At 50.4% G+C, this 23,083-nt stretch carries 30 protein-coding genes and 1 riboswitch; of the genes, 13 read left to right on the top strand and 17 right to left on the bottom strand.

Features of this window, described 5'->3' with window-relative positions:
• Positions 1 to 156 precede the first annotated feature (156 nt).
• Positions 157 to 1,413, top strand: a complete 1,257-nt coding sequence (locus tag LOK74_RS06100; protein WP_230045691.1) for a nucleotidyltransferase — start codon at positions 157 to 159, stop codon at positions 1,411 to 1,413.
• On the opposite strand, the gene LOK74_RS06095 is transcribed toward LOK74_RS06100, so the two are convergent.
• Complete coding sequence (locus tag LOK74_RS06095; RefSeq protein ID WP_230045690.1) at positions 1,382 to 2,455, bottom strand: SepM family pheromone-processing serine protease; 1,074 nt, start codon at positions 2,453 to 2,455, stop codon at positions 1,382 to 1,384. The genes LOK74_RS06100 and LOK74_RS06095 overlap by 32 nt on opposite strands.
• Positions 2,424 to 3,245 (bottom strand): patatin-like phospholipase family protein, encoded by an 822-nt coding sequence (locus LOK74_RS06090; protein WP_230045689.1) that lies wholly within the window; start codon positions 3,243 to 3,245, stop codon positions 2,424 to 2,426. Before LOK74_RS06090 ends, LOK74_RS06095 begins: the two co-directional genes overlap by 32 nt.
• Positions 3,246 to 3,372: 127 nt before the next feature.
• Between LOK74_RS06090 and ylbJ the strand changes: the two genes are divergently transcribed.
• Positions 3,373 to 4,605: a sporulation integral membrane protein YlbJ gene (gene ylbJ / locus LOK74_RS06085; protein ID WP_230045688.1), complete on the top strand. Its 1,233-nt coding sequence runs from the start codon at positions 3,373 to 3,375 to the stop codon at positions 4,603 to 4,605.
• Between the two features lie 45 nt (positions 4,606 to 4,650).
• On the opposite strand, the gene coaD is transcribed toward ylbJ, so the two are convergent.
• Positions 4,651 to 5,130 (bottom strand): pantetheine-phosphate adenylyltransferase, encoded by a 480-nt coding sequence (gene coaD / locus LOK74_RS06080; RefSeq protein ID WP_230045687.1) that lies wholly within the window; start codon positions 5,128 to 5,130, stop codon positions 4,651 to 4,653.
• A 73-nt stretch (positions 5,131 to 5,203) separates the two neighbouring features.
• Entirely contained in the window at positions 5,204 to 5,788 is a 585-nt protein-coding gene (gene rsmD / locus LOK74_RS06075; RefSeq protein WP_230045686.1) for a 16S rRNA (guanine(966)-N(2))-methyltransferase RsmD, read from the bottom strand.
• Positions 5,789 to 6,209: 421 nt separating this feature from the next.
• On the opposite strand from rsmD, the gene LOK74_RS06070 reads away from it, so the two are divergent.
• From LOK74_RS06070 to lgt, 5 genes are all read left to right on the top strand, one after another.
• The gene (locus LOK74_RS06070) at positions 6,210 to 6,353 is read left to right on the top strand and encodes a hypothetical protein (protein WP_230045685.1); all 144 of its coding nucleotides are present in this window, start codon (positions 6,210 to 6,212) and stop codon (positions 6,351 to 6,353) included.
• 129 nt (positions 6,354 to 6,482) lie between these two features.
• The gene (gene ku, locus LOK74_RS06065; protein ID WP_230045684.1) at positions 6,483 to 7,412 is read left to right on the top strand and encodes a non-homologous end joining protein Ku; all 930 of its coding nucleotides are present in this window, start codon (positions 6,483 to 6,485) and stop codon (positions 7,410 to 7,412) included.
• Positions 7,413 to 7,426: 14 nt separating this feature from the next.
• Positions 7,427 to 8,380 carry a non-homologous end-joining DNA ligase gene (ligD, locus tag LOK74_RS06060; protein WP_230045683.1) on the top strand — a complete coding sequence of 318 codons (954 nt, stop codon included), beginning with the start codon at positions 7,427 to 7,429 and terminating at the stop codon, positions 8,378 to 8,380.
• A 16-nt stretch (positions 8,381 to 8,396) separates the two neighbouring features.
• Positions 8,397 to 9,299, top strand: coding sequence for a non-homologous end-joining DNA ligase (gene ligD, locus LOK74_RS06055; protein WP_230045682.1), 903 nt, complete (start codon positions 8,397 to 8,399; stop codon positions 9,297 to 9,299).
• An 86-nt stretch (positions 9,300 to 9,385) separates the two neighbouring features.
• Complete coding sequence (gene lgt, locus LOK74_RS06050; RefSeq protein WP_230045681.1) at positions 9,386 to 10,177, top strand: prolipoprotein diacylglyceryl transferase; 792 nt, start codon at positions 9,386 to 9,388, stop codon at positions 10,175 to 10,177.
• Positions 10,178 to 10,308: 131 nt separating this feature from the next.
• Here the strand turns inward: lgt and LOK74_RS06045 are convergent, their stop codons facing one another.
• Positions 10,309 to 11,331: an inorganic phosphate transporter gene (locus LOK74_RS06045; RefSeq protein WP_230045680.1), complete on the bottom strand. Its 1,023-nt coding sequence runs from the start codon at positions 11,329 to 11,331 to the stop codon at positions 10,309 to 10,311.
• The gene (locus LOK74_RS06040) at positions 11,324 to 11,941 is read right to left on the bottom strand and encodes a DUF47 domain-containing protein (protein WP_230045679.1); all 618 of its coding nucleotides are present in this window, start codon (positions 11,939 to 11,941) and stop codon (positions 11,324 to 11,326) included. The genes LOK74_RS06045 and LOK74_RS06040 overlap by 8 nt, the downstream gene beginning before the upstream one ends.
• 475 nt (positions 11,942 to 12,416) lie before the next feature.
• Positions 12,417 to 12,505, top strand: a riboswitch (cyclic di-GMP riboswitch).
• Between the two features lie 121 nt (positions 12,506 to 12,626).
• Between LOK74_RS06040 and LOK74_RS06035 the strand changes: the two genes are divergently transcribed.
• Positions 12,627 to 12,959, top strand: coding sequence for a hypothetical protein (locus LOK74_RS06035; RefSeq protein WP_230045678.1), 333 nt, complete (start codon positions 12,627 to 12,629; stop codon positions 12,957 to 12,959).
• 84 nt (positions 12,960 to 13,043) lie between these two features.
• Here the strand turns inward: LOK74_RS06035 and LOK74_RS06030 are convergent, their stop codons facing one another.
• The 7 genes from LOK74_RS06030 to LOK74_RS06000 all read right to left on the bottom strand — a co-directional run bounded on the left by LOK74_RS06030 (position 13,044) and on the right by LOK74_RS06000 (position 17,274).
• Complete coding sequence (locus LOK74_RS06030) at positions 13,044 to 13,391, bottom strand: spore coat protein (RefSeq protein ID WP_230045677.1); 348 nt, start codon at positions 13,389 to 13,391, stop codon at positions 13,044 to 13,046.
• 29 nt (positions 13,392 to 13,420) lie between these two features.
• The gene (locus LOK74_RS06025) at positions 13,421 to 13,708 is read right to left on the bottom strand and encodes a hypothetical protein (protein ID WP_230045676.1); all 288 of its coding nucleotides are present in this window, start codon (positions 13,706 to 13,708) and stop codon (positions 13,421 to 13,423) included.
• Positions 13,709 to 13,897: 189 nt separating this feature from the next.
• Positions 13,898 to 14,287, bottom strand: coding sequence for a VOC family protein (locus LOK74_RS06020; RefSeq protein ID WP_230045675.1), 390 nt, complete (start codon positions 14,285 to 14,287; stop codon positions 13,898 to 13,900).
• A 296-nt stretch (positions 14,288 to 14,583) separates the two neighbouring features.
• Positions 14,584 to 15,396: an undecaprenyl-diphosphate phosphatase gene (locus LOK74_RS06015; protein WP_230045674.1), complete on the bottom strand. Its 813-nt coding sequence runs from the start codon at positions 15,394 to 15,396 to the stop codon at positions 14,584 to 14,586.
• 32 nt (positions 15,397 to 15,428) lie between these two features.
• The gene (gene ytzI / locus LOK74_RS06010) at positions 15,429 to 15,593 is read right to left on the bottom strand and encodes a YtzI protein (RefSeq protein ID WP_230046922.1); all 165 of its coding nucleotides are present in this window, start codon (positions 15,591 to 15,593) and stop codon (positions 15,429 to 15,431) included.
• Positions 15,594 to 15,675: 82 nt separating this feature from the next.
• Complete coding sequence (locus LOK74_RS06005; protein ID WP_230045673.1) at positions 15,676 to 16,998, bottom strand: alkaline phosphatase family protein; 1,323 nt, start codon at positions 16,996 to 16,998, stop codon at positions 15,676 to 15,678.
• A 99-nt stretch (positions 16,999 to 17,097) separates the two neighbouring features.
• Entirely contained in the window at positions 17,098 to 17,274 is a 177-nt protein-coding gene (locus tag LOK74_RS06000; RefSeq protein ID WP_230045672.1) for a hypothetical protein, read from the bottom strand.
• Positions 17,275 to 17,388: 114 nt separating this feature from the next.
• On the opposite strand from LOK74_RS06000, the gene LOK74_RS05995 reads away from it, so the two are divergent.
• Together LOK74_RS05995 and LOK74_RS05990 are read left to right on the top strand one after the other, a co-directional pair.
• Positions 17,389 to 17,526 (top strand): DUF4023 domain-containing protein, encoded by a 138-nt coding sequence (locus LOK74_RS05995; protein WP_230045671.1) that lies wholly within the window; start codon positions 17,389 to 17,391, stop codon positions 17,524 to 17,526.
• Positions 17,527 to 17,554: 28 nt separating this feature from the next.
• The gene (locus tag LOK74_RS05990) at positions 17,555 to 17,716 is read left to right on the top strand and encodes a hypothetical protein (protein WP_230047132.1); all 162 of its coding nucleotides are present in this window, start codon (positions 17,555 to 17,557) and stop codon (positions 17,714 to 17,716) included.
• 258 nt (positions 17,717 to 17,974) lie between these two features.
• On the opposite strand, the gene LOK74_RS05985 is transcribed toward LOK74_RS05990, so the two are convergent.
• The 3 genes from LOK74_RS05985 to LOK74_RS05975 all read right to left on the bottom strand — a co-directional run bounded on the left by LOK74_RS05985 (position 17,975) and on the right by LOK74_RS05975 (position 19,718).
• Positions 17,975 to 18,289, bottom strand: coding sequence for a hypothetical protein (locus LOK74_RS05985; RefSeq protein ID WP_230045670.1), 315 nt, complete (start codon positions 18,287 to 18,289; stop codon positions 17,975 to 17,977).
• 43 nt (positions 18,290 to 18,332) lie between these two features.
• Positions 18,333 to 18,548, bottom strand: coding sequence for a WYL domain-containing protein (locus tag LOK74_RS05980; protein WP_230045669.1), 216 nt, complete (start codon positions 18,546 to 18,548; stop codon positions 18,333 to 18,335).
• Between the two features lie 102 nt (positions 18,549 to 18,650).
• Positions 18,651 to 19,718, bottom strand: coding sequence for an HD-GYP domain-containing protein (locus LOK74_RS05975; RefSeq protein WP_230045668.1), 1,068 nt, complete (start codon positions 19,716 to 19,718; stop codon positions 18,651 to 18,653).
• Between the two features lie 218 nt (positions 19,719 to 19,936).
• Between LOK74_RS05975 and LOK74_RS05970 the strand changes: the two genes are divergently transcribed.
• Positions 19,937 to 20,317 carry a DUF3221 domain-containing protein gene (locus LOK74_RS05970; protein WP_230045667.1) on the top strand — a complete coding sequence of 127 codons (381 nt, stop codon included), beginning with the start codon at positions 19,937 to 19,939 and terminating at the stop codon, positions 20,315 to 20,317.
• Positions 20,318 to 20,496: 179 nt separating this feature from the next.
• Positions 20,497 to 21,360 carry a manganese catalase gene (locus LOK74_RS05965; RefSeq protein WP_230045666.1) on the top strand — a complete coding sequence of 288 codons (864 nt, stop codon included), beginning with the start codon at positions 20,497 to 20,499 and terminating at the stop codon, positions 21,358 to 21,360.
• 254 nt (positions 21,361 to 21,614) lie between these two features.
• Here the strand turns inward: LOK74_RS05965 and LOK74_RS05960 are convergent, their stop codons facing one another.
• Positions 21,615 to 21,815 carry a cold-shock protein gene (locus tag LOK74_RS05960; RefSeq protein ID WP_230045665.1) on the bottom strand — a complete coding sequence of 67 codons (201 nt, stop codon included), beginning with the start codon at positions 21,813 to 21,815 and terminating at the stop codon, positions 21,615 to 21,617.
• Between the two features lie 360 nt (positions 21,816 to 22,175).
• Here LOK74_RS05960 and LOK74_RS05955 point away from each other — a divergent pair, with 360 nt between their 5' ends.
• Entirely contained in the window at positions 22,176 to 22,724 is a 549-nt protein-coding gene (locus LOK74_RS05955; RefSeq protein WP_230045664.1) for a DUF421 domain-containing protein, read from the top strand.
• Positions 22,725 to 23,083 lie beyond the last annotated feature (359 nt).

Here is a 23,083-nt window from a genome sequence, read left to right as displayed (position 1 = left end):
TGTCTTCATCATTTGTTAGATGAGCCGATGTCGGAGTATCCCGTTTGCCAAATCGAGATCGGTTCACTACACTAAAAAGTAGCCAACCATGCATGACAATGTGCATGGAAACTGGATACATATCGGTACTTTTTCCTGGAAAGCGAGGTTATTCCCATGCGGACGGTCGGCCTTGTGGTTGAATACAATCCACTGCACAACGGTCACCACTACCATCTGGAAGCAGCCAGGCAGGCCGCAGGTGCTGATGCCTGTGTCGCCGTGATGAGCGGCAACTTTTTACAGCGTGGTGAACCGGCACTGGTCTCCAAGTGGGCCAGGGCTGAGATGGCGTTGCGTGTCGGGATTGACTTGGTCATCGAGCTGCCTGTTCCCTACGCCACGGCCAACGCAGAAGTTTTTGCACACGGGGCGATTTCCCTGCTCGATCGAATCGGTGTGGTAGACGCCATCTGTTTCGGTAGTGAAAGCGGCGATATTGAATGGATGCGCATCTTGGCAAAAACGTTGGCAGTTGAACCGCCTGAGTTTTCACAGGCACTCAGGGAGGAATTGTCTCAGGGACTTTCCTACCCCCATGCTTACGCCCGTGCGGTTTCCCGCTATATGAGCAATCTCGGCTACGAGAATGTACCGATCGATCAGCCTAACAACATTCTCGGGCTTAACTACCTGCTCGCCCTGGAGAGAATCGGCAGTCCCATGAAGGCTTTGACGATCAGACGTCAAAAAGCTGGCTATCATCAGGAGACGATTACAGATCAGCAGATTGCCAGCGCTACCGCGCTGCGTAAGCTGCTATTCTCAGAAGGGGCTGTGTTGGATGAAGTAAGCCCCTTTGTTCCAGACACGACGTTCTCCATTCTGCAGAGAGAGTTTGCGACAGGAGCGGGGCCGATGAACTGGGAGCGATTTCGCCATCCGTTGTTTCATCGTCTGCTGCAGCTCTCACCTGATCAATTGGCTGCCTATCATGAAGTGGAAGAAGGTATCCAATATCGTTTAAAGCAGGCCGTCCAATCAAGCAGCACTGTCCAGGAACTGGTCAGCAAGGCAAAAACACGTCGTTTTACGTGGAACCGCCTGCAGCGTATCCTGCTCTCCATCCTGCTGGACCTAAAGAAAGGGCAGGTGGAACAGCTCCGATTGAAAGAAGGAGCCCCGTATGCCCGTATCCTCGGATTCAGCGAAAAAGGGCAGATGCTGCTCCATGAAGCCAAGCGAAAAGGGAGACTGCCGCTGATTAGCAATGCACGTGACGGTATCCATCCAATGCTCGACCTGGACATCGTCGCGAGCAGTCTGTATCGGCTGACCCTCCCATCTGACGAAGCAGGAACGTCCTCCTACACAGACGAGTATCGCGCCAGTCCGCTGCGAATCACTTCGGCTCAAGCGATTTCAAGTAGTTGATCGCATCTTCGACAGTCTTGACCGGGACGATTTGCATCGATGTTCCGATCCGTTTTGCTGTCGCCAAAGCTTCGTCATAGTTGGACAAACCACTTCCTTCATCATCAGGGGCGAAAAAGATCTCCGCTTCGGCGGTGTCAGCAGCAATTACTTTATGGTTGATGCCGCCGATTCGCCCTACCGCCCCGTCGGAAAAGATCTCCCCTGTTCCTGCGATCCGGTACCCACGTGTCGCGTTCCAACTGGTATCCAATTGATCGTAAATCTCCAGAGTCATCATAAGTCCTGCTGACGGCCCGCCGATGTTCCGGGAAGAGACGGTCACTTTTTTGGGTATTTCGATTGCTTGCTTGTTGCTGCCTCGCACACCGAGTCCCGCACGGCTCGTTTCTCCCTGCTCTTGCGCCAGTTCCGTCAGGGCAACGGTGGCTGCCTGCTGTTTTTCGCCCCGCTGATAGGTCACTTTCACCCTGTCGCCTGGCTGTTTGGTCGACAAATAGGCCAGCAACTCTTGCATCGTTCGAATCGGTGTGTCGTCTATTTGGGTGACGACATCGCCCGGCTTGAATAAACCATCAGATGGCGAACCCTCCACTGCCTGCACGATCGTTACCCCTTCATTTTCCACTTTCACCTCGTACCCAGCCAGCCTAAACGCCACTGCACTAGCCAAAAGTTGCGAGTTTTCCATCACGTACCGTTCCCGCTGGATAAACTCTTCGTTGGACTCACCGGGCAGCAGCACCCTGTTTATTTCAATCAATTCCGCATCAGGGGAGAATTTCGTGTACAGATACCAAAACGGTGTCGCCTGCCCCATCCGAACGGTTGTCAGCATAAAAGCGCCCTGCTCGTCTCGCTCTCCTCCCTCCACCTTGATGATCGGCCCTAGTTCAACAGCAGAACCCGGCCTTGTCACATAGTAAGGAAGGGGGTAGTTGACAGCGAAAAAGAAGAAAACAGCCACCATGAGTGCAAGCAGCCAGCGGATGCCGTAGCGGCGGTACCAGTTAGTTCTCATCGCTGCCGCTCTCTCCTTCATGGGACTCCCTCCATCTGTCCATCAGCTGCTTGATTTGTTCTACATGTTCGAGAGCCATACGTTCTCCCTCTGCGATGATTTCAGCAACACCGGAATAGGCGATACTGCTATAGTGTCCCACATTTGGCCGTATTACCATATCAGCGGACAGCATTCTGTGCCGCAGGATTTCCCGTTCCATCACATCGATTGTCTGGGCAATCACATCAAAAATCGAATTGACCTCTATCTTGACGTCAAACTGGGCAACGTCAACAGCGATCACAATATCCGCTCCCATCTCCCTCGCCACGGTTATCGGCACACGATCAATGACACCGCCATCTACCAGCAACCGATCCCCCACCCGCTCCGGAACGAAAATGCCGGGAATGGATATGCTGGCTCGCACAGCCTGGTCGATCGGCCCCTCACGAAATACCACCCGCTCCCCGGTCTCGATATCTGTGGCAACGACTGCCAGGGGAATCTTCAGTTCTTCGATTTTTTTGCCATGGGTCAACAGTTGGATCAATTGCTTCACTTTTTCCCCAGCCACAAAACCAAGATTGGGGACGGTAATATCCAACCAGTGCTTCCGTTTCAAATGAAGAGCAAGTTTTTCCATCATATGCGGCTGAATGCCATTGGCATACAAGGCTCCGATAAAACTGCCCATACTGCTGCCCGCCACAAAGTCAACGGGTACGTGACGATCCTCAAATGCTTTCAACACACCAATATGGGCCAGACCCCGCGCCCCACCGGCACCGAGGGCGAGACCTACTTTTGGTCTTTGCTTGGCTTCCACAGTTCATCCCCCCTACTAAACATATGTGGAATCACCCATTCCCACAGCGGGGAAAGCGAAGGGGAGTGCATAGTTTTTCAAGTACAAACGTAGACATGTACTATCTCTTACGTCCAGGAGGAATACGATGGCACACCGCTCTCCTATCCTTACCTTCCTACTCGCATTGTTCTCGGTCAGCCTGGTCGTGATACTGGCGACAAATCCGGAAACCTCCTTCCAAGCTGCCCTTCGCGGCATCCAGATCTGGTGGGAGGTCGTATTCCCAGCCACACTACCATTCATCGTCCTGTCCGAAATCTTGATGGGCTTTGGTGTGGTTCACTTTGTCGGCGTTCTATTGGAGCCTTTGATGCGCCCATTATTCAACGTACCCGGTACTGGTGGGTTCGTCTTTACGATGGGTTTTTCATCCGGCTACCCGGTCGCTGCCAAAATCACCACCCGTTTGCGTGAGCAAAACAACGTATCACGGGTCGAAGGGGAGCGGCTTGTTTCGCTTGCCACAACCAGTGACCCACTTTTTGTGATCGGCGCTGTGGCGATCGGTTTTTTCCATAGCGAACAGTTAGGGCTCACCTTAGCGATCACCCATTATGTATCCGCCTTGCTCTTGGGACTGCTGTTCCGTTTTCATGCCTGGACAGAACCACCCAGCAAGTCCCTGTACAAAAAAGAGGTTCCCTTGCTGCTGCGAGCACTGCAGGAAATGCATCGCGCTCGTCTGCGTGACGGCCGACCGCTGGGACGCCTGATGGGTGACGCGGTGGAGACGGCCCTGCATACCTTGTTTATGATTGGTGGGTTCATCATCGTCTTCTCCGTTGTCATGGAGCTGTTGATGAAGGTAAACCTGACCCAGACGCTAAGTACAGTCTTAACCGTCATCTTGGGACCGCTGGGCTTTCCGGAGGACTTTTCCAAATCTGTGGTGGTTGGACTGTTTGAGGTCACCTTGGGTGCCCAGGCGGCGAGCCAGGTCTCCGCATCGATCTCCCTGATGTGGAAAGCAGCGATTGCCAGTGCGATTCTCTCGTGGGGCGGATTGAGCGTGCATGCACAAGTGGCCAGCATCCTCAGCAAAACAGACATTCGGGTAGCTCCTTATTTGCTGGCACGGATCGTCCACGCCATCCTCGCAGCCCTGCTCACGATCATCGCTTGGCGACCGCTGCAGCTGTTGGTTCACGGCGAAAAGGCTGCAGTCCCTGTCTTTGTCGCTCCCCAGCCGACGACCGCCGTACCCCATCATTGGTGGCACCACTTGAGTCAATCATCGCTGATGGCACTCTCTCTGTTTGCTGTTCTGGCAGCCGGCAGCATACTGGTGCGGAAGACCGTTCTCAAGGGTAATCGCTGAACGCTTCCAACACGCTGATATTCTGCCTTGCAAAACAGAGGCCGTCTATTGTGAAAACTTGGCTCTGAGCGCTTTCTCTACAGGTGGTGGAACCAGATCGGAGACAGGCGCGTCGTAACGGGCTACTTCCTTGACAATACTGGAACTGAGATACGAATACTGATGGTTGGTCATCATAAAAAACGTCTCCACGTCGTCAGCCAGTTTCCGATTAATAGAGGCCATCTGCATCTCATACTCAAAATCGGAGACGGCACGCAATCCTTTGATCAACACTTTGGCTTGTTTTTGGCGCATGTAATCGATGAGCAGCCCCTCAAAAGAATCAACTTCTACGTTTTCCATCTCCGCTGTTACCTCATGCAGCAGCGCCAGCCGCTCTTCCACGGCAAACAGGGGCTGTTTTTTTGAATTGATCAGGACAGCGACGATCACTTTGTCAAAAATCTTGGCCCCTCGACTCACAATATCCAGATGTCCATAGGTTACGGGATCAAAACTTCCCGGACAAACGGCAATCCGCATCATACGACCTCCTTCTCAGATCCTGCTGATTTTCCAACAGCACCAAGGTTCATCAACAGCCATCTTTTCCATCTCAACGAGGATCTAACGGTACTGCAGGTATCTTTCCAGTAAAACGATATACGGAAACGCAAGTGTCTCCATATGACGCTCTGCGATCAACGACACAATCCACGATCTGCTCTGGCAAGCTCACCTCGGTATCATGCTCGGCAACGATCCAGGCATCGGAAGCAAGCAATCCGAACTGTTGAATGAGTGTCAGGTCACTCGCTATTTTTTGCTGTGCGTATGGCGGGTCCAAAAACACAAGGTCAAACCGAATCGCCCGTTTGGCTAGCGCTCGTACGGAACGCTCCGCATCGTTTCGATATACCTCCGCCCTCTCAGCGAGTCCTAGCGAGGCGAGATTGTTCTTGATCACGGCCACCGCCTTTGGATCGATGTCGATACAAATCGCCCCCTCCATCCCGCGGCTTAACGATTCTATCGCCAATCCCCCGGTTCCAGCATACAGGTCAAGTACCCATCCCCCGTCAAAGTACGGACCGATCATGTTAAAGATCGACTCTTTTACCTTGTCGGTAGTCGGTCGCGTTCCCTTTCCTGGAACGGCCGTCAACGAACGTCCTCGGTACTCTCCGGCAATTACCCGCATTAGGCTCCCCCTCACCGTGCAATGAATGTGAAAGAACTCCAAATCAAGAAGGGTTCGTGAAGGATGCACAGAACAAAAGAAATCCTTTCCATGCAACAAGATCATCCTATCACAACGGCGGTTGCTGGTAAAACAAGAGAAAAAAATGTACCCACAGATGTATAAAGGAAAACAGATCTGGCAAAGAATAGGACTAGCGACGCAACGGTGTCGCTGACAACCGCGGAGAAGACTTACGTTTCCCCATAAGCTCTTCCTCCGGTTTCTCCTCTCCCATAATTGAAATAGTGTTCTCTCCAAGATCTTGAACGTCTGATAGGAGCGTTCGATCGCGTTCCTGCGGGAACTGGATGAGACGCTGCCTCGCTGCTTGGCAGTGAGGTTTTTTTTTACCTATCTCCATCAAAAAGGAGGGCAACCCATGGCTGAAAAAAGGCCATCCGAGCAAAAACAGACGGCTGCAGCAGCTCAATCACTAGCCGACCGCACCGGCGTCGGAAAAGAACGTGCTCGCGAGCTGCAGTCGAAAGCGGATCAGTCAGATATCATCAAGCACGGTCAGTAACCAGCCGATCATTGAGGCTGGTTTTTTTCGCCCGCTGTCCTGCATGCCTGCACCAAATCTTGCTTGCCGGAATTCAACGCGTCCGGTGGATACTAAGCTCAAGAAACATCCACAGGAGGCGCTTTATACATGCATACCGTATGGAAAGGCTCGATCAGCTTCGGGTTGGTCAACATTCCGATCCGCATGTTTACCGCAACTGAACACCGGGATGTCCGGTTTCGCCAACTGCATAAAGAATGCAATACACCCATCCGTTACACCAAAACATGTCCCACCTGCGACCGGGAAGTAGACGCCAGTGAAATCGTACGCGGTTTTGAATACGAAAAAGATAACTTCGTCATTATACAGGACGAAGACTTGGACAGTATTACGCCGGAAACACGAAAAGTGATCGAAATCCTGGACTTCGTACAGTTGACAGAGATCGATCCGATTTACTTTGAAAAAAGCTACTTCCTCTCTCCCCAGGATACCGGAGAAAAAGCCTACACACTGCTGCGAGAAGCCATGCGGCGTACCGGCAGGATTGCGATCGCCCAGATTACGCTCAGAAACCGGCAAAGTCTGGCTGCGATTCGCATCTACGGACCTTCCATATTGCTGGAGACGATCTATTACCCGGATGAAGTGCGGGCGGTTTCCCAAGTACCTGCGTTACCGGAGGACGACGTACCATTGGCAGAGAATGAACTGTCAATGGCGGAACAATTGATCGAAAACATGAGCACCGCTTTTGATCCAGGCAAATACAGCGACCACTATCGTCAGGATCTGCATGAGCTGATCGAGAAGAAACTGGAAGGTCAGGAAGTTGCGGCTGCACCGGCTGCACCGAAAGCAAACGTAATCGATCTGATGCAAGCACTGAAAGAAAGTATCGCCGCTGCCGAGAACGAAGGTGTTGGCCGACCTGCCAAGCTGGAGACAGAGGCCAGTCCAGGCACCGCTGCGGCAGCGAAACCGGCGAAAAAAACGAAAGCGGAGCAGCAGCCTGCTGAGCCGAAGAAAACAACTACCAAAAAACTGAAGCGGAAAAAGACTGCTGAGACGTAGGGGCTGCACGAGAGATGGAACCGATACTGCCGATGGAACCGCTGCGAAGCGATACGATACCGGAAGGGCCGGAATGGATCGCGCAGGTAAAATGGGATGGAGTGCGTATTCTCACGTACTACGACGGCCGGAACGTCCGCCTCTACAACCGCAAGTTGTACGAACGAACCTCCCATTATCCGGAAGTGACCAACATCCACTCCTACTGCAAGGCTGAATCGATCATCCTAGATGGGGAAGTGATCGCACTTGGCGAGGACGGCAAACCTTCTTTTCACCAGGTGATGCGCAGAGATGGCATTCGCAGGCTGGAAAAAGTGGCGTACATGCAACAACAGGTACCAGTGACGTACATGATCTTCGACATTCTCTTCCACAACGGTGTATGGCTGCATCAACAACCTTTCCGGGAAAGAATGAATCGATTGGCCGAATCCATTCAACCATGCGAGCAACTGCAGCTGGTAACCTCTCACGCAAATGGTCATTCCTTGTATGAGGCAGTCAAACGGCAAGGCTTGGAAGGGATTGTAGCAAAACGGGTAGACTCACCGTACGTGATCGGCGAAAAAAAAGGGGTATGGTTGAAGATCAAAAACTACCGTGATTTGATCGCCGTGATCGGTGGATTTACGATTCGCAACGGTGTCATTAACGCTGTGCTGCTAGGCCTCTACGATCATCTTGGAAAGCTCTGGTACATCGGTCATACCGGGCCAGGAAAGATGACACAGACGGAATGGAAGGAAGTCAGCGAGGTGCTGCGGCTAAGTGCAGTTGATCAATCTCCTTTTTCTAATCGTCCGGGACGAAGGACAGCTGCCCATTGGGTGAAGCCAATGATTGCAGTAAAAGTCAAGTACATCGACTGGACAGAAGACCACTCGCTGCGTCAACCGTCGATCCAAGCTCTCGTCGACATACCGCCTGACGAGTGTAGATTTGAAGAAGAGTGGAGCAAAATGTAAGAAAGGAGGAACAGAGGTGGCGACCAAAACCCAGTCACACGTAATCGAGATCGAAGGCAAAGAGATTCCCATCAGCAATCCGGACAAACTACTGTGGCCGGAAGCCGGTGTCACCAAACTTGCCTACCTGCGGTACCTGATTGAGGTGGCTCCCCACCTGCTGCGCTACACCCGGAATCGCCTGCTGACCGTGATCCGCTATCCGCACGGGATTGACGACAAGCACTTTTTTCAAAAGAATTTGCCCGATTACGCCCCGGACTGGATTGCCACCGCCGTCTGGGAAAAGACCCGCTATCCGGTGCTGAATGATCTGCCCACACTCGTCTGGATGGCGAATCAAGCAGCATTGGAGTGGCATGTCTCGTTTCACGAGATCGACGATGAAATCCCGACCGAATTGGTGTTTGATCTGGACCCGTCTACGCCTGACTTTGACGACGCGATTGATGCTGCACTGAAACTAAAAGAGGTACTGGACGAATTAAACCTGCCGTCCTGGATCAAAACATCTGGCGCCAGCGGTCTGCAAGTGTATGTACCAATCGAGCGAAAGTATCGTTTCGAGCAGACGCGACAGGTGGGCGAGTTTATCGCTACTTATCTGGTCAAAAAAAATCCTCGCACACTAACGATCGAACGCTTGGTCAAAAACCGCGGGACCAAACTGTACATTGACTATCTGCAACACTGGCGGGGAAAAACGCTGGCTGCCGCGTACTCAACGCGCGCCAGGCCGCAAGCCACTGTCTCCGCTCCACTCCGTTGGGAGGAAGTACCGACGATTCATCCTACACAGTTTACCGTGCATACGATGCCGAAGCGGTTGCAAGAAACCGGAGATTTGTTTACCCCCCTGCTTTCTCCCGCTCGGAGGGTCTCACTGGAACCAATCCTCTCCTTTCTCACCACCCGCTAAGGACTTGTTCACTCTTTTGTAGGACGATCTTGGTGGATATTTATGCTATACTGTCCCAAGACTGTTTTTTTGAGGAGGAGATCTGCTTGATTGATCCCATCGCCTTTACCATCGGTCCATTGAAAGTGCATTGGTACGGCATTATTATGGGAACAGCATTCTTTATCGGCACCTATCTGGCTCGCTACCACGTCAAGCGCGCCGGTTACGACCCGGACCATATGCTGAACATGGTAGTCTGGATCATTCCCGCCGCGATTATTTGCGCGCGTGCCTACTACGTCATCTTTGAATGGGATTACTACAAGGAACATCTCGCCAGCGTGGTCGCGGTCTGGGAGGGCGGCCTGGCTATTCATGGGGGATTGATCGGTGGTTTGCTGGCCGGCACACTATACATCCGCAAACATAACCTGCCGTTCCTGCGAATCGGCGATGCCTTGATGCCCAGCGTGATTCTCGGTCAGGCCATCGGACGCTGGGGCAACTTTATCAACCAGGAAGCCCACGGTAGAGAGGTGTCTGCAGAATTTATGGAGTATTTTCCGGCATTTATCCGCGATCAAATGTACATAGATGGGCACTACTACCATCCCACTTTCCTATACGAATCGCTGTGGAACCTGCTCGTCTTCTTGATCTTGATGGCCATTCTATATCGCTTTAGGCGATTCGACGGCCAAGTGTTGTTCAGCTACCTGATCCTCTATTCTTTCGGGCGCTTCTTCATTGAGGGGATGCGGACCGACAGTCTGATGATTGGCGATACCATTCGTGTGGCTCAGTTGGTCAGCCTGCTGCTTATCGCTCTGGGTATCTTGCTGTATATACTGGTCTGGAGAAGAAGCAAACGAGGGAATGGAATCAACCTCCCTTAATAAGGGGCGACGATCGCGACACGATCTGTACTGTCATTAAAAAACAGCCTCCCGCTCACTTGCCTTGACGGCCAAGTGAGCGGGAGGCTGTTTTTTTGTTGAGCATGGAAACGTATGTAACGGCTCGTCCCCTAGAGGAACACATCGTAGACAATGTAGCTTGCAGCTGACAACAGTGCCGTAGCCGGGAGGGTGACGACCCACGTAAACACAATTCGCCCGGCCACTCCCCACTTCACCGCAGAAAACTTCTGCGAAGCCCCAACACCCATGATCGCAGATGAGATCACATGAGTCGTACTGACCGGCAGAGCAAGCGTGGTAAAGGTCATAATCACCACGGAGGAGGTCAGATCGGCAGAGAAACCGCTGATCGGTCTGATCTTCATGATCTTGCCGCCCATTGTCTTGATGATTCGCCATCCACCTACCGAAGTGCCCAAGGCCATCGCCACGGCAGCAGAAATTTTTACCCAAAGCGGAATCGTAATCTCGCCGTTTTCCGCTGCCAGCAACCCCCCGCTGATCATAGCCAAGGTGATGATCCCCATCGTCTTCTGGGCGTCGTTGGCACCGTGACTAAACGCCTGCCAGGAGGCGGAAAGAATTTGCAAGTAGCGGAAGCGCTGGTTGGTCTTGTGGTAGGGAGCGTTCGCCACCACGTACGAAATCACTTTAATGATGATAAATCCGATCAGAAAAGCAGCGATAGGAGAGATAATCAACGCCTGTATGATTTTCAGAAAGCCGCTCCACTCGATCTGGCCAAACCCGGCAGCGCCAATCACCGCACCGCTAATCCCTCCGATTAGGGCATGGGAAGAGGAACTGGGAATCCCGTACCACCAGGTGATCAGGTTCCACAAGATCGCACCGGTCAAGGCAGCAAGAACGACGACAAGTCCGTTTTCCAACTGAAAAGGGTCGGTAATTCCCTTACTGATGGTTTTTGCTACGCCTGTGTACGTCAAAGCACCTACCAGGTTTAAGACAGAGGCAATGATAATCGCCATTCTGGGACTCAGAGCGCGCGTGGACACTGATGTCGCGATTGCATTCGCCGTATCATGGAATCCGTTGATGAAGTCAAAGCTGAGCGCCATTACGACAACTAATGCAAACAGGATCAGGTCTGGCGTCATCCAGTCAAGCATTCTTCAGCACGATCCCTTCCACCAGGTTGGAAACATCCTCGGCGAAATCCGCACAGTCTTCCAGCTTATCATAGATCTCCTTCAACTTGATCGCTTCCAGTGGATCCGTATCTCGGGAATTGAGCAGCTCAGAGACCATTTTTCGATAGTTAGCGTCTGATTCTCGCTCTAACTCCTGGATTTCGCCAGCAATTTTCGTCACCTGCTGGTGATCCAACTTGCGCAACGTGCGAATCAGATCGATCAGCTTGGTCGAACATTTGACCAGCAGATTGGCCTGTGCCAATACACGCGGATCCGGCTGTTTCACCTGATAGAGGTAGAGCCGATCAGCCACTCCGTCGATATAATCGATCACATCGTCAAGCGTAAGCGCCAGTGCATGGATATCTTCTCTCTCTAGTGGCGTGATGAAAGTGGAGTTCAGTTCATTCATGATTTTACGGACGATCTCGTCTCCTTCTTTTTCGACCGCCTTGATTGCCTTTACTTTCTCTTCCACTTTCTGGTAGTTGCCTACCATTTCACAGAACAAATGGGTCCCCTTGTGGACGTTGCCAACCTGCTGCTCAAACAGGTCGAAAAAAATCTGGTTGCGTGATCTCAGCATAAAGTAACTTGTCACCCCTTCTATATGATGAACACCCCTACGATTATAGCTGACAAGCCACAAAAGGTAAATTTTTTTTGTTTTCTTATCGTTATGAAACCGAATGATACTAATTCAGGTAATTTCTTCCCCAATCCCGGCGACCGCCTAACATCTGCCACCTCGACCGCACGGAACAAACAACAGATGGTTCTTTTGAATCGTACTACTGTAGGTCTATGTTACTACTCTGATGCCAGCAGAGAAAGAAGATCGCAGGAAAAAGTGCAAAAGTCTGCTACTGGTATTGAGGTGTTTGCCAGCCTCGTTTTCAGCTTCGGTCAACGTCTGCTTCCACCTGTCTCACAAACCGCGCCATTCGACGTCCCTTGTTAGGTGCATGTTTCTGATTTTCCTTTTTAGGGTTGATCGTCCTAGTACTCATGAATTATAATGGACTGTACTCGTACAGCTTTTACTTTTTACTATCAAACCCACACGAAAAAGGCAAACCCATTGAAAGATGGTGGCGCAAAACTGCGGGTCTACGGTTCTTTTTAGAACTATGACAGCCGGGTTACCGTATGATGGCTAGGAGGTAATTCGGCTGCTCCCTCGAGGGAGCAGCTTCTTGTGTTGTTGAATCCCTCGCTGGTAGAACTCCATCCAGGCATGTACCGACAAAGCTAACCGTGAGGTGATCAGGATGAAGGAAACACGTGGAAATCCGGATGAAGGAAAGAAACAAATGGTCAAAGACCTGCAGACCTTTTTGAAGCAGGCAGCAGACGATGACAATCCCGCCAACATACGCCAATTTGTCGCTCTGTTGCACAACTTTCTGCGGATTAAGACCTTTACTCCTCCGATCATGGAGATTATGGCCCTGATCAAGCATGAAAAACCAAAACTGTACCATGCAACTCGGCTATCACTGACCACGACCAGCAATCTGAAGTTTTTGTTTCAGGTTGATATGGATCCAACCAAAGCCGCTAGTCGTTTAGAGGCATTTTTATCTTCTGGAAAAAAGAAGTGAAAACCTTGCCCTTATCTATCATCATCTCTTCGTCACGGAAAAGCCACCCTCGCTTCAAGCGGGGGTGGTTCTGCTTTCCAACAACTACTGAGAAACGTTGTTTTGATAAGGGAACTGGGTAGAGTACTGATTGAACTGTTGGAACGCCTGACTCAGTTTTTGCTGATCTTCCGCTTCCAGCGCGTACCAACCTTTTTGAAACATCATGTTAAAAATACTACGTTGACTTCTATGCGTCTCATTGAGAATGGTGATCATGTCGTGATGCAGTTGATCATGACTTGCTTCACGTGCAGCGACATTGAGACTATCCGTCAGGTACTTCTCGGTAGCCAGCACGTCATTGAGCCGGTCCCTGTCATTCATTTCCGGTCCTTTTACTTTTGGCTCGCCGGCTGGTTTTGGATTTTTGATCTGATTCATCTGCTGCATGGGCGGTCCTCCTTGTAGCGGATATAGGCCTATTGAGACATGGGCTGTGAGATACTGGCCATCCCTTGCACATTATTATTCTTGCAGTGTGAAAGCAGCATATTGTAGTGGCGCTGGTGCATCTGTCCCACCTGGTCGATTGCCTGCCTCACCTGAGAGTCTGTGCACTCCTGCGCGAAGTGAGCACATTTTTTCATCGCAACCAACATCCACGACATCGCATCTCTCAAATAGAGTAAATCTTTGGTAGTGACGACCGCCGGCGGCGTCATCATCACCTGCTGTTGCTGCGATTGACTGGTCATTTGCTGCAGCATGACTGCACTCCTTTCTGATGGTTTCCAACAAGCATCTTTAGGTTCACCAGACCGAACGTGTTTCATGTAAAGCGATCGGGAACTACGCCATATACTGTATGAGATGGAAACCACTCCAAATATAAAAAGGCCGCAATCGGCGGCCTGTGTATCCACAATAAATATGCGATGGCTTATCGATGCTGAGATCTAACGCGTCGTCTCAAAAAACTCGATCCATTCCCCATCCGGACCGTAGAAAAAGATGTAGCGTGAACCGTTGGGCAGCGTAGTGATCCCGTCATCGATAAACGTTACCTGCTTGGTTTTCAACCGTTCCACTTCCGCCTCGAGATTGTCAACGGTAAACGCAATATGATGTACTTTTCCTTCCTGCGGCAGTTGATCATTGTATCCTTCGATCAGTTCCACTTCCGTCTCCTTCGCCCCGGCAAACTGCAAGAAAGCAAGCTTGATCACGCCGTTGGAGTGAACCAGTTTGTCACGTAGTTGAAGCCCGATCACATCGCTGTAAAAAGAGATGGAACGCTCCAGATCACGAACCATTATTCCGACGTGCTCTATTCTTTTGACTGCCATTTTTTGCCCCCCTGAGAAAAGCAGTGCTTTTCCGTATTTGTCCATTTTATCGTAACTGAGCCTGTCCAACGACGACAAGCCAGTCCCCGATCATATTTTTCGACAAAGAAAAAACAACCTCTGGCACCAGTAGAGGTTGTCAAAAAATAGAAATGTCACGTCCCCCCACCCCTCCCTAGAGGAAAAAAGAGGTGGTTATTACTAGTTTCGTTAAAAACACACTGTAACTTTATAGGGACATGTTGGTAATTTTCGCAGTTCGATCTCTGCATGGGATCGCTTTCGCCTGCTGACTCTTACAAAAACAGCAAAACAGAGAGCCCAACCAACAGACAGTAAAGGGTGAAGATTTTTAAATTACCGCGAGCCATCAAGCCCATAAACCACTTCAGTGAAAAGTAAGAAGCCACCAGCGACATCAGGAAAGCCGCTGCGTATGGGAGCGCCAGTTCCGCCAGAGCGGGGTCCTGGATCATATCGGGGCCCTCCAGGATCATTCCACCCAGACTGACCGGAATATAGAGGAAAAACGAGAAGCGCAGCGCCGTTTCCTGCCGCATTCCCCGTCCCATGGCAGCAACAATCGTAGCCCCTGATCGACTGATCCCTGGAACCAGTGCGAAAGCTTGGGCAAATCCGACTATAAGGGCATCTTTCATGCCGAGATCAGCATCGTTTTTACGTCCGCGCAAATTGCGGATCAACCAAAGTGCCAAACCGGTAATCAACAAGGTGAAGCCGATTACCTGGACACCCTTCAGGTAATCGGCAATTACATCTTTAAATAGCAAGCCCAATATGGCTGCCGGAATGGTGGCGATCACAAGATAAACGACAAAGCGGAAATCATCGCGAAAACGCGCCTCTCTGGTACGCAGAAAAGCCAAACTGTTGACAGTGAGGCGAACCAGATCCGCTCGATAGATCAACAGTACAGCAAGCAGAGATGCGAAGTTCACCAGCACCTCAAATCCAAGTCCTTCCACCCTCAACCCAAGAAGATGTTCGGCGATGACCAGATGACCGCTCGAAGAGATGGGGATCGGTTCCGTAAAACCCTGGAGTAATCCCAGAAATACGTACTTCCACACAACCGCAAAAGAATCCAAAATCTCTCCCACCCGTTCAAAGAAATGTTTTGTCAGACTTCGCTGTTTTGGGCTGCTTTAGTAGGCTCGTCCTGTTTTTCTTCGTTTGGCAGCTCGTCTACCGTGTGTTTGTAGGCGTAGGCTTTGGTGATATACCATACGACGATTCCAATCATCGCGATCGTCATGATACCCGTCAACACCAACACAGTGGTCATATCCACGGTTTCTCTCTCCTTACTTCTTGTTTATACCTTATCCATACTATCATGAATGTGGACAAATGGGAAAAAATCGTTTTCAGTCCGTAGTCAACAGGGAGAGAAGATATGCCCTCAGTTCCACCACCCGATCGGGAAGCTGAGGAACCTGCTGCCCTCCGGAAACGATGATCGGAACGAATGCATCCGTCCGGTGAAGAGAGCCGTGATTTCCTCCTCCTAGATGGTTAGGTGTCCCCTTTCCCGCAAACTCTGCCCCTGGTACGGCCGTCGCGACGAGAAAGCTTCCGGAGTGAGAATGAAACACGCTGGCCAGTCGGCGAAGCCCGTCTGGATACTGATACGATTCCACCTTGCCGGAGAGCGGATTCTGATGCAAATCCATTACTCGCCAATCACCGCGAATATCCCAGTGGTGGTTTCCATATCTGTCCACATGTCCCCCGCCTGTCCGGTAGGCTAGTCGTGCCCTGCTTCCGCCGCGCATCACCTCAATCCAATCACCCTCTTGCCAGGCGATCAGATCTATCCGGGGATCGTGCATCAGCTTGTCTGCCAGGCTGGAGAGAGGAGCATATGGTGAGAGAGAGTAGACATAGCTCATCCGACCGTTGATCGCGATCGCAACATCATCATTCGGGCCTGCTTTTTCTCCGACTGGCGCCAGCCGAAACGGCTTGAGGGCGCTTTCCAAATCAATCATCGCAGTTTGACGGTCTCGCTCAACAGCCGTTACACCGCTGTCTCCCATCACTACCACGATGTGCTCTCGCAGCGCTCTCCTCCAGTCTCCAAACGTATCAAGAAAGCGCTGCAGTTGTCGATCCGCTTTAACGACACCTGTCAGTTCGCTGGGACCGTGCCGGTGTTTTTCTCCATCCATATCGGGCAGGTATACCAGTGTCAGGTCGGGGAGGGCTCCTTTTTTCACCAGATGGATCAGACTATCAACGGCGTATTCATCGTTAAAGCCTAGCGACTGGACAGCACTCTTCGGCAGCCGTTGCGAGGTGACAGTTGAAAGCGCCCCCAATCCGAGTACGTCAGGCCCCTTGACCTGCTTTGTCTGCCAACCTGTTGCCGCCTTGGGCAGATACGCAGGCAGTCTGAGTTGATGCCTGCTGCTCCCGCGATAGACAAGTCCGTTGATCGAGCCACTGGTAAAACCACGTGAATGAAGATCCTCGTGAATCGTTTTCACCCGTTTCGACAGGTGTACCTGATTTAAGTTGTACAGCGCGTCCGTCGACCACTGTCTCAAACCAGGGCTCCAAACAGCTCGAAGTCCGTCTCCATAATTGACCACTCTGCGTTCTCCGGTATGATACCAGAGAAGACCGGGGATACGGTGGCCATCTGCATATGTACCCGTCAACAGCGAGTTCTCAATTGTCACAGACATAGTGGGAAACGAACTGACCAAATCGGGTCGATACCGGCCATTTTCGATCAGAAAGGAAAAGCGGGCACCTGATTGGTTGCACGCAATCGCTCAAGTGAGTCAGCCAACAGGGAGTCGATCAAAAAGAACGATAACTTTCTTGCCATTGTGCTGACTCTTTACCGTGACGGTCGGATCAGTCCCTTCCTGCTCCCCATGCTGATAGGAGCAGCCAGATAGCGAACCCAGCCACAGCAGGCATGACATACTCCACACTAGAATGCGGTTACGAATCATCTGTATCCTCCCGATCGTGCTGTTTTTCTAAAGTTACCCTGCTTCACAGCGGATTATAATCGGAGGAGGATGGGAAAATAAACGGGTATCAAAACTGGTGAGGAGGACGCCAAAATGGATTTGAACAAGATGAGCACGAAAGAGTTTGTCCACAAAATCGATGAGGCACAACAAAAAGACAGAGAAAACAAAGAACACCAAGGTTACGGTCACCCGGAAAAACGCTTGCCAAGCAAGCAAGGAATTCGATAACCATCTGGTACGGGAGGGAGGCCTCTTCATGATGGAAAAACGGAACCGACGCACCGCCCCTAAACAAAAGGAGCCCACAATAGCACCCGGGATGGAAATGGATGAATTGGATCTTGATGCATCCTCAGAGGAGATCCGCAAAGGAGATTACACACCGGTAACCAAGCTGTACCGTGATTTTGTAGAGTGATCTGGGCAGCACACAGGCTGTCTGCTGTCTGGCGAGGAGAATCCCCCGCAAAGCGGGGGAGAAAACCTTAATCGTCTAGTACCTCCAGAACGATCACAAGCAGGACAAACAATACCAGAGCCAAAGTAAAGTTGTTAGATCTTCCAGACACTGTCATCCCTCCCTCTGCTATTCTCATGACTAGCATATGAAAGAGAGAAAAAGTCGCATAGACAGGTATCCATCGAACGAAAAAATGTGTAAATGAACCTCTGTCACTCAAACGGAACTGCCCGCTGTCAATTCGTTTATTTTTTGCTGTACAGCTAGATGCAGCTTCTGCTGGGAAAGACGAAGCAATCGCGTCTCTCCTCGGTATTTCCAGAGCACAAAATGCTCGCCCTGGTCCAACTGATCACCTAGGAGGCGAATGTCAACACGACGCAGATCAGCATGCGTAGCATGTGCCATCACTTGTGCCGCATCAATCCAAAATTTCCAAACAAGCTGGTAAGCCCTGGGAAACCGCAGATCCAAACCTTCAATCAAGAGAGCATCGTGACGGAGACAAGAAACGACATGCCTCCAAGTCAACCATGCAGATACTCGTACCTCCGGGCTGATACGTTCCTCTCCTCTATACCGCATGATCAACAGCAACTGGCACCGCCGCCAAAATGTTGGAGATGATAAAAACGCGATTCGCTTGTCGTGTAAAACAGTAAGCCTTCATTTTTTCTCCGTCGATGGAATGGAGACGTAGAACCCGTTTGCTGGTCCGTCCATTGCGGTCCAGGTAGATGATTTCGACTAATTGGTTGTGAGCCAGGTAGCGCCTCAAGTCTCTTAACACCGAAATCCCCCCTGATCAAAAATAAGAACATCTGTTTGTATTATATGCGAACACAGGGGAACACGCAAATAAAAAACCCCGTCTCTTGACGGGGAAACGTGTTTAAACAATTAATCTCTCGATAAACAGGGAACGACGGGAGCGAAGATCAATGTACCGCTCCCCTTTTCGCACCAGTGGACGAATCGGCTCATCTTTGTGGATCAGTACGATTTCCACTTCTTCCCCGCTGTTTAAAACCGCACGACTGCCTATGTAATAAGAGTAGATATAGTGCAGGAACTTGGTCACAATCTCTGCATTCAACTGCCCCTCAAACACCGCTTGCCAGAGCTGTTGGGCCGCTTCAAACGGAGAAGTACGTCCCTTGTAGATCCGGTCGGAACAGATGGCATCAAACACATCTGCCACAGAAATAATCTGGCACTCGATTGGAATCTCGCCACCTTTCCTTCCCTCTGGATAGCCCGAACCATCCAGTCGTTCGTGATGCAGCAGAGCACATTGCGATAGGAGTTCCGAACCACCTGCCATTTTTGCAATCAACTGGGCACCGTATATGGTGTGCCGTTTCATCTCGGCAAACTCTTCATCGGTCAGTTTGCCCGGTTTAAGTAATATGTCTGACGCTACCAACATTTTCCCAATATCGTGCAAAAGGCCTGCTTGTCCGATCGTTACAATTTCTTGATGTGATTTATTCATCAGCTTGGCTATCAGGGAAGAGAGAATACCTACGTTTACGGAGTGACGATAGGTGTAACTGTCCGAGCCCTCTAGGGCATACAGAAAGCGGAAAATTCCCGCCTGCATATGTACCTCATTCATCAGTGGCAAGAACGGAGCGGAAAAGGAGTCAAGCGAGGGAATCTGCTCCTCGGTCACCTGTCCGAACAATCCTCTGATACCGTCCATTGCTTGGATATAACTCTTGATCTGCCCATGTTCTTCGCTTAAGCTGCTCAATTGTCCTACAAAATCAACGTCTGCCCGGTCGGTCGCAACAAGGTTGACCACACTGACAAACCAGATTCGCTGTCGCAGCAAGTTGTATATATCCGTATGTGTCAGTACTGCCCCCTTGGTTAAAAGAAGGAGACCGGTACGACTGTAAACATCTTCCTCCAACACTCGACCGACCAGGGAGAGATCCGTCTCTACTTGCGGCATAAGCAAGTAACCCCTTTTCTTTTATTGGCTTTTACACAATTGCGGTACAATTCAGCAATCTGATCTTATTTCATTATCGACATTTTTTCGGAAATTTTGATACATTTTTTAACATTTGATGCTGATCGAAAAGAGGATTCTGGTCAGATTGTTGTAACATTCCGCACTCTTTACCGTCGGATAGAGGAAGACTGTGAAAATGCTGGAGGAGATGTTCGATGAGTAGAAAAGCGTTGTGGGCGGCAGTCATCCTCGCCGCTGTCGTGGGCATATTGGCTTTCTTTCTTTTTAGAAATCAACCAACTAGTCAAACCATTGATATCAGAGGTACAATCACTGAGATTACCCAAGCTGACAATGGTTCTGCCCATAAGGTGCTTGGCGCTGTTCTGATTGAAGGAAGGTTAGAAGCAGATACTTCGTACGATAAGGCGCAAACAACCATTGTCGACAGCACGCGGATTATGGATCAGAACGGAAACCAGCTCACCTTATCAGACCTGCGCGTCGGCCAAAAAGTAGAAGCAACCTTCACCGGTCCCGTGGCTGAGTCATATCCGGTGCAAGCTACTGCAGAACAGATAACTGTCCTTCCATAATCTATCCGCGCGACAAAATCTGATCCTCATCGGCTGATTTTTCCAATGATTGGAGTGGTTGCTACTCTCCCCACACCACTCCCCTTGGTGTAGTCTGGCTCCTCTCACACACAAAGGATTTTTTTGTGGAGAATCGTTTTGCTGTTTAAGGAGAACGTTAAGCAGCAGGAGGGATGGAGATGTTTTATCACGTAAAAGAACTACAGTATACGGCTAAACCAGACAAACCTGATCCCGTCTATGCGAAAAAACTACAAGAGATTCTTGGCGGGCAATTTGGCGAGATCACGGTTATGATGCAGTACCTGTTCCAAGGATGGAACTGTCGAGGAGAACAAAAATATCGCGATATGCTTCTGGACATAGGGACCGAAGAAATGGCACACGTGGAAATGCTGGCCACCATGATCGCACAACTGTTAGATGGTGCTCCTGCAAGAGATCAGGATGAGGCGGCGAAAAACCCTATTGTTGAAGCAGTATTGGGCGGGATAAATCCACAGCATGTCATCGTATCCGGTTTGGGAGCTACTCCAACAGACAGCGTCGGATACCCATGGAACTCACGCTACACGATTGCAAGCGGCAACCTGCTAGCCGATTTCAGGGCCAATCTAAACGCTGAGTCGCAGGGTCGGCTGCAGGTGGTTCGTTTGTATGAGTCAACTACCGACCCTGGTGTAAGAGATATGCTCTCCTTCTTGATCGCTCGCGATACCATGCATCAAAATCAGTGGATGGCTGCTATTGAGGAACTGGAGCAGAACCAAAAAGCAATCGTCCCCAGCACTTTCCCACAAGATTTGGAAAAGCAAGAGGTTTCGTATTCGTTTATGAACTTCTCACAAGGCGAAGAGAGCAAAGCAGGCCGCTGGGCAAGCGGGCCGTCGATGGATGGACAGGCTGCTTTCGAGTATGTGGAAATACCTAAACCCATGGGACAGAACCCGATGTTGACGCAAGCGCCCGCTTACATCCATAACTCTCCAGTTCCCGGCACAACAGCTCCTAGAAAAGAAGCAGCCACTTACACCGTTCAGTAAACAGTTGAGGGCCTTGTTGTAGAATAGAAAACTGAAACTTTTAGGCGACCGTCGGTCGCCTTACGCATTTCTGTTCCCCCTCATCAAACCGTACGTGAGGTTTTCCCTGATACGGCGAAAATCCAAATGGCATCCAAGATGTGCACTCCAAGTTCTACACACCCGGCTTGCTGGGCACGCGGGAAAGCAAAAACTGCCCCCTTTGGGAGGCAGTTTCTCATTAGGTGCTTTTCGTCACCTGAACGTTTTAGGACTTACAGCTTTACAACGTTTTCAGCTTGCGGTCCACGATTTCCTTGAACTACGTCAAACTGTACGCGCTGTCCTTCGTCCAACGACTTGAACCCTTCACCTTGAATAGCAGTATAGTGAACGAAAACGTCACTTCCGCCTTCTACTTCAATAAACCCAAAACCCTTTTCTGCATTGAACCATTTTACTGTACCATTTTGCATGTACGCAACCTCCTGATAAATATGCTTCATGCATATATTGACCAAACAAAAATTCACATATTCCAAAGAGTATCATTAAGCTAAAGTGATAACTCTTTGGAATATGTGAATCGCTTAGCTCAATATATACAATATGGTGATTATACCACCTTTTTATTAAGGATGCAACCTCTCATACGGCGACAACCGCAGAAAAGATTGGGGATGGCAGCTACACCCCATATTGTACAGGCTCAAGCGTTCCTCGGGAACGCTTTTTTACGTCGGAAACTGATGCCGTTCAGCTATTCCACTTTCTGGCGAAAATCGAGTGGAGTGAACATAAAAAACGGGGAACAATAACAGCGAGGTGATTAGAACATGGCTGACCTACTCCCAACGTTTCCGTACACCATCCAAGTACTAATGATTTTGACCGCTGGGGTCATTTTGCTGCGGCTCTCCGGCAAACGCTCCATCGCTCAGCTAACCGTACCTGAGGCAGTCCTGATGATTGCCATCGGTACCTTGATGATTCAACCAGTCGCATCAAAAAGTGTATGGGTCGCCATATACGGCGGCTTCATGTTAGTTGTGGGAATGGTTTCGCTATCTTATCTACAGATCGTATTTCCACGGCTTCGCAAATGGATCTACGGCGTGCCATCCGTGTTGGTAACGAACGGGCAAATTGATGTTGCTGAGATGAAGCGAGCCAAAATGACGATAGATCAGCTGGAAATGCGACTTCGACAACTTCAGATCGGCAATATTGCAGACGTAAAAATGGCCGTTTTGGAGCCAAGTGGATATCTTTCCGTCGTTCAAACAGAGGCGAAGAAGGCTGCCCAGAAAGAAGATATACAGAACGTCCTGAACAAACTGGAACAGTTGGAGCAAAACATTCGAACCCTGCAAAGAAAAAAATAGAGGGGTATACATTCCCGCTCAAAAATAGCGCGCTCCAGTCCAGTGAACAACTGACCAGCCCAAAGCAGGACGGATTGTTTCAGGAAGCACAACTGGAGGACCAACGCGATCAGAACATCACCACGCCGTAACCTGCTCCGGTTCGGTGATCGAGACTCGCTCTAAGCACAACGCGAGAACACATTCACCCGCAGTCTGGAAAGGAGAGAGCCTTGATGGAAAAGCGAAAAACCGTTAACAGATCAACGATTATATGGATCATTGTCGGCATGATTGCCCTGATCGCCTTGTCCACGATCATTACGGTTTGGCCCCAATGATCACGAAATCCTGAATGATCAGCGTAGGGCGGGCATGCT

The organism is Brevibacillus humidisoli, from assembly GCF_020923435.1.
Lineage (GTDB): Bacteria > Bacillota > Bacilli > Brevibacillales > Brevibacillaceae > Brevibacillus_E > Brevibacillus_E humidisoli.
Note: the sequence above shows the minus strand (reverse complement) of the source record. Positions and strands in the feature narration are given on the sequence as shown.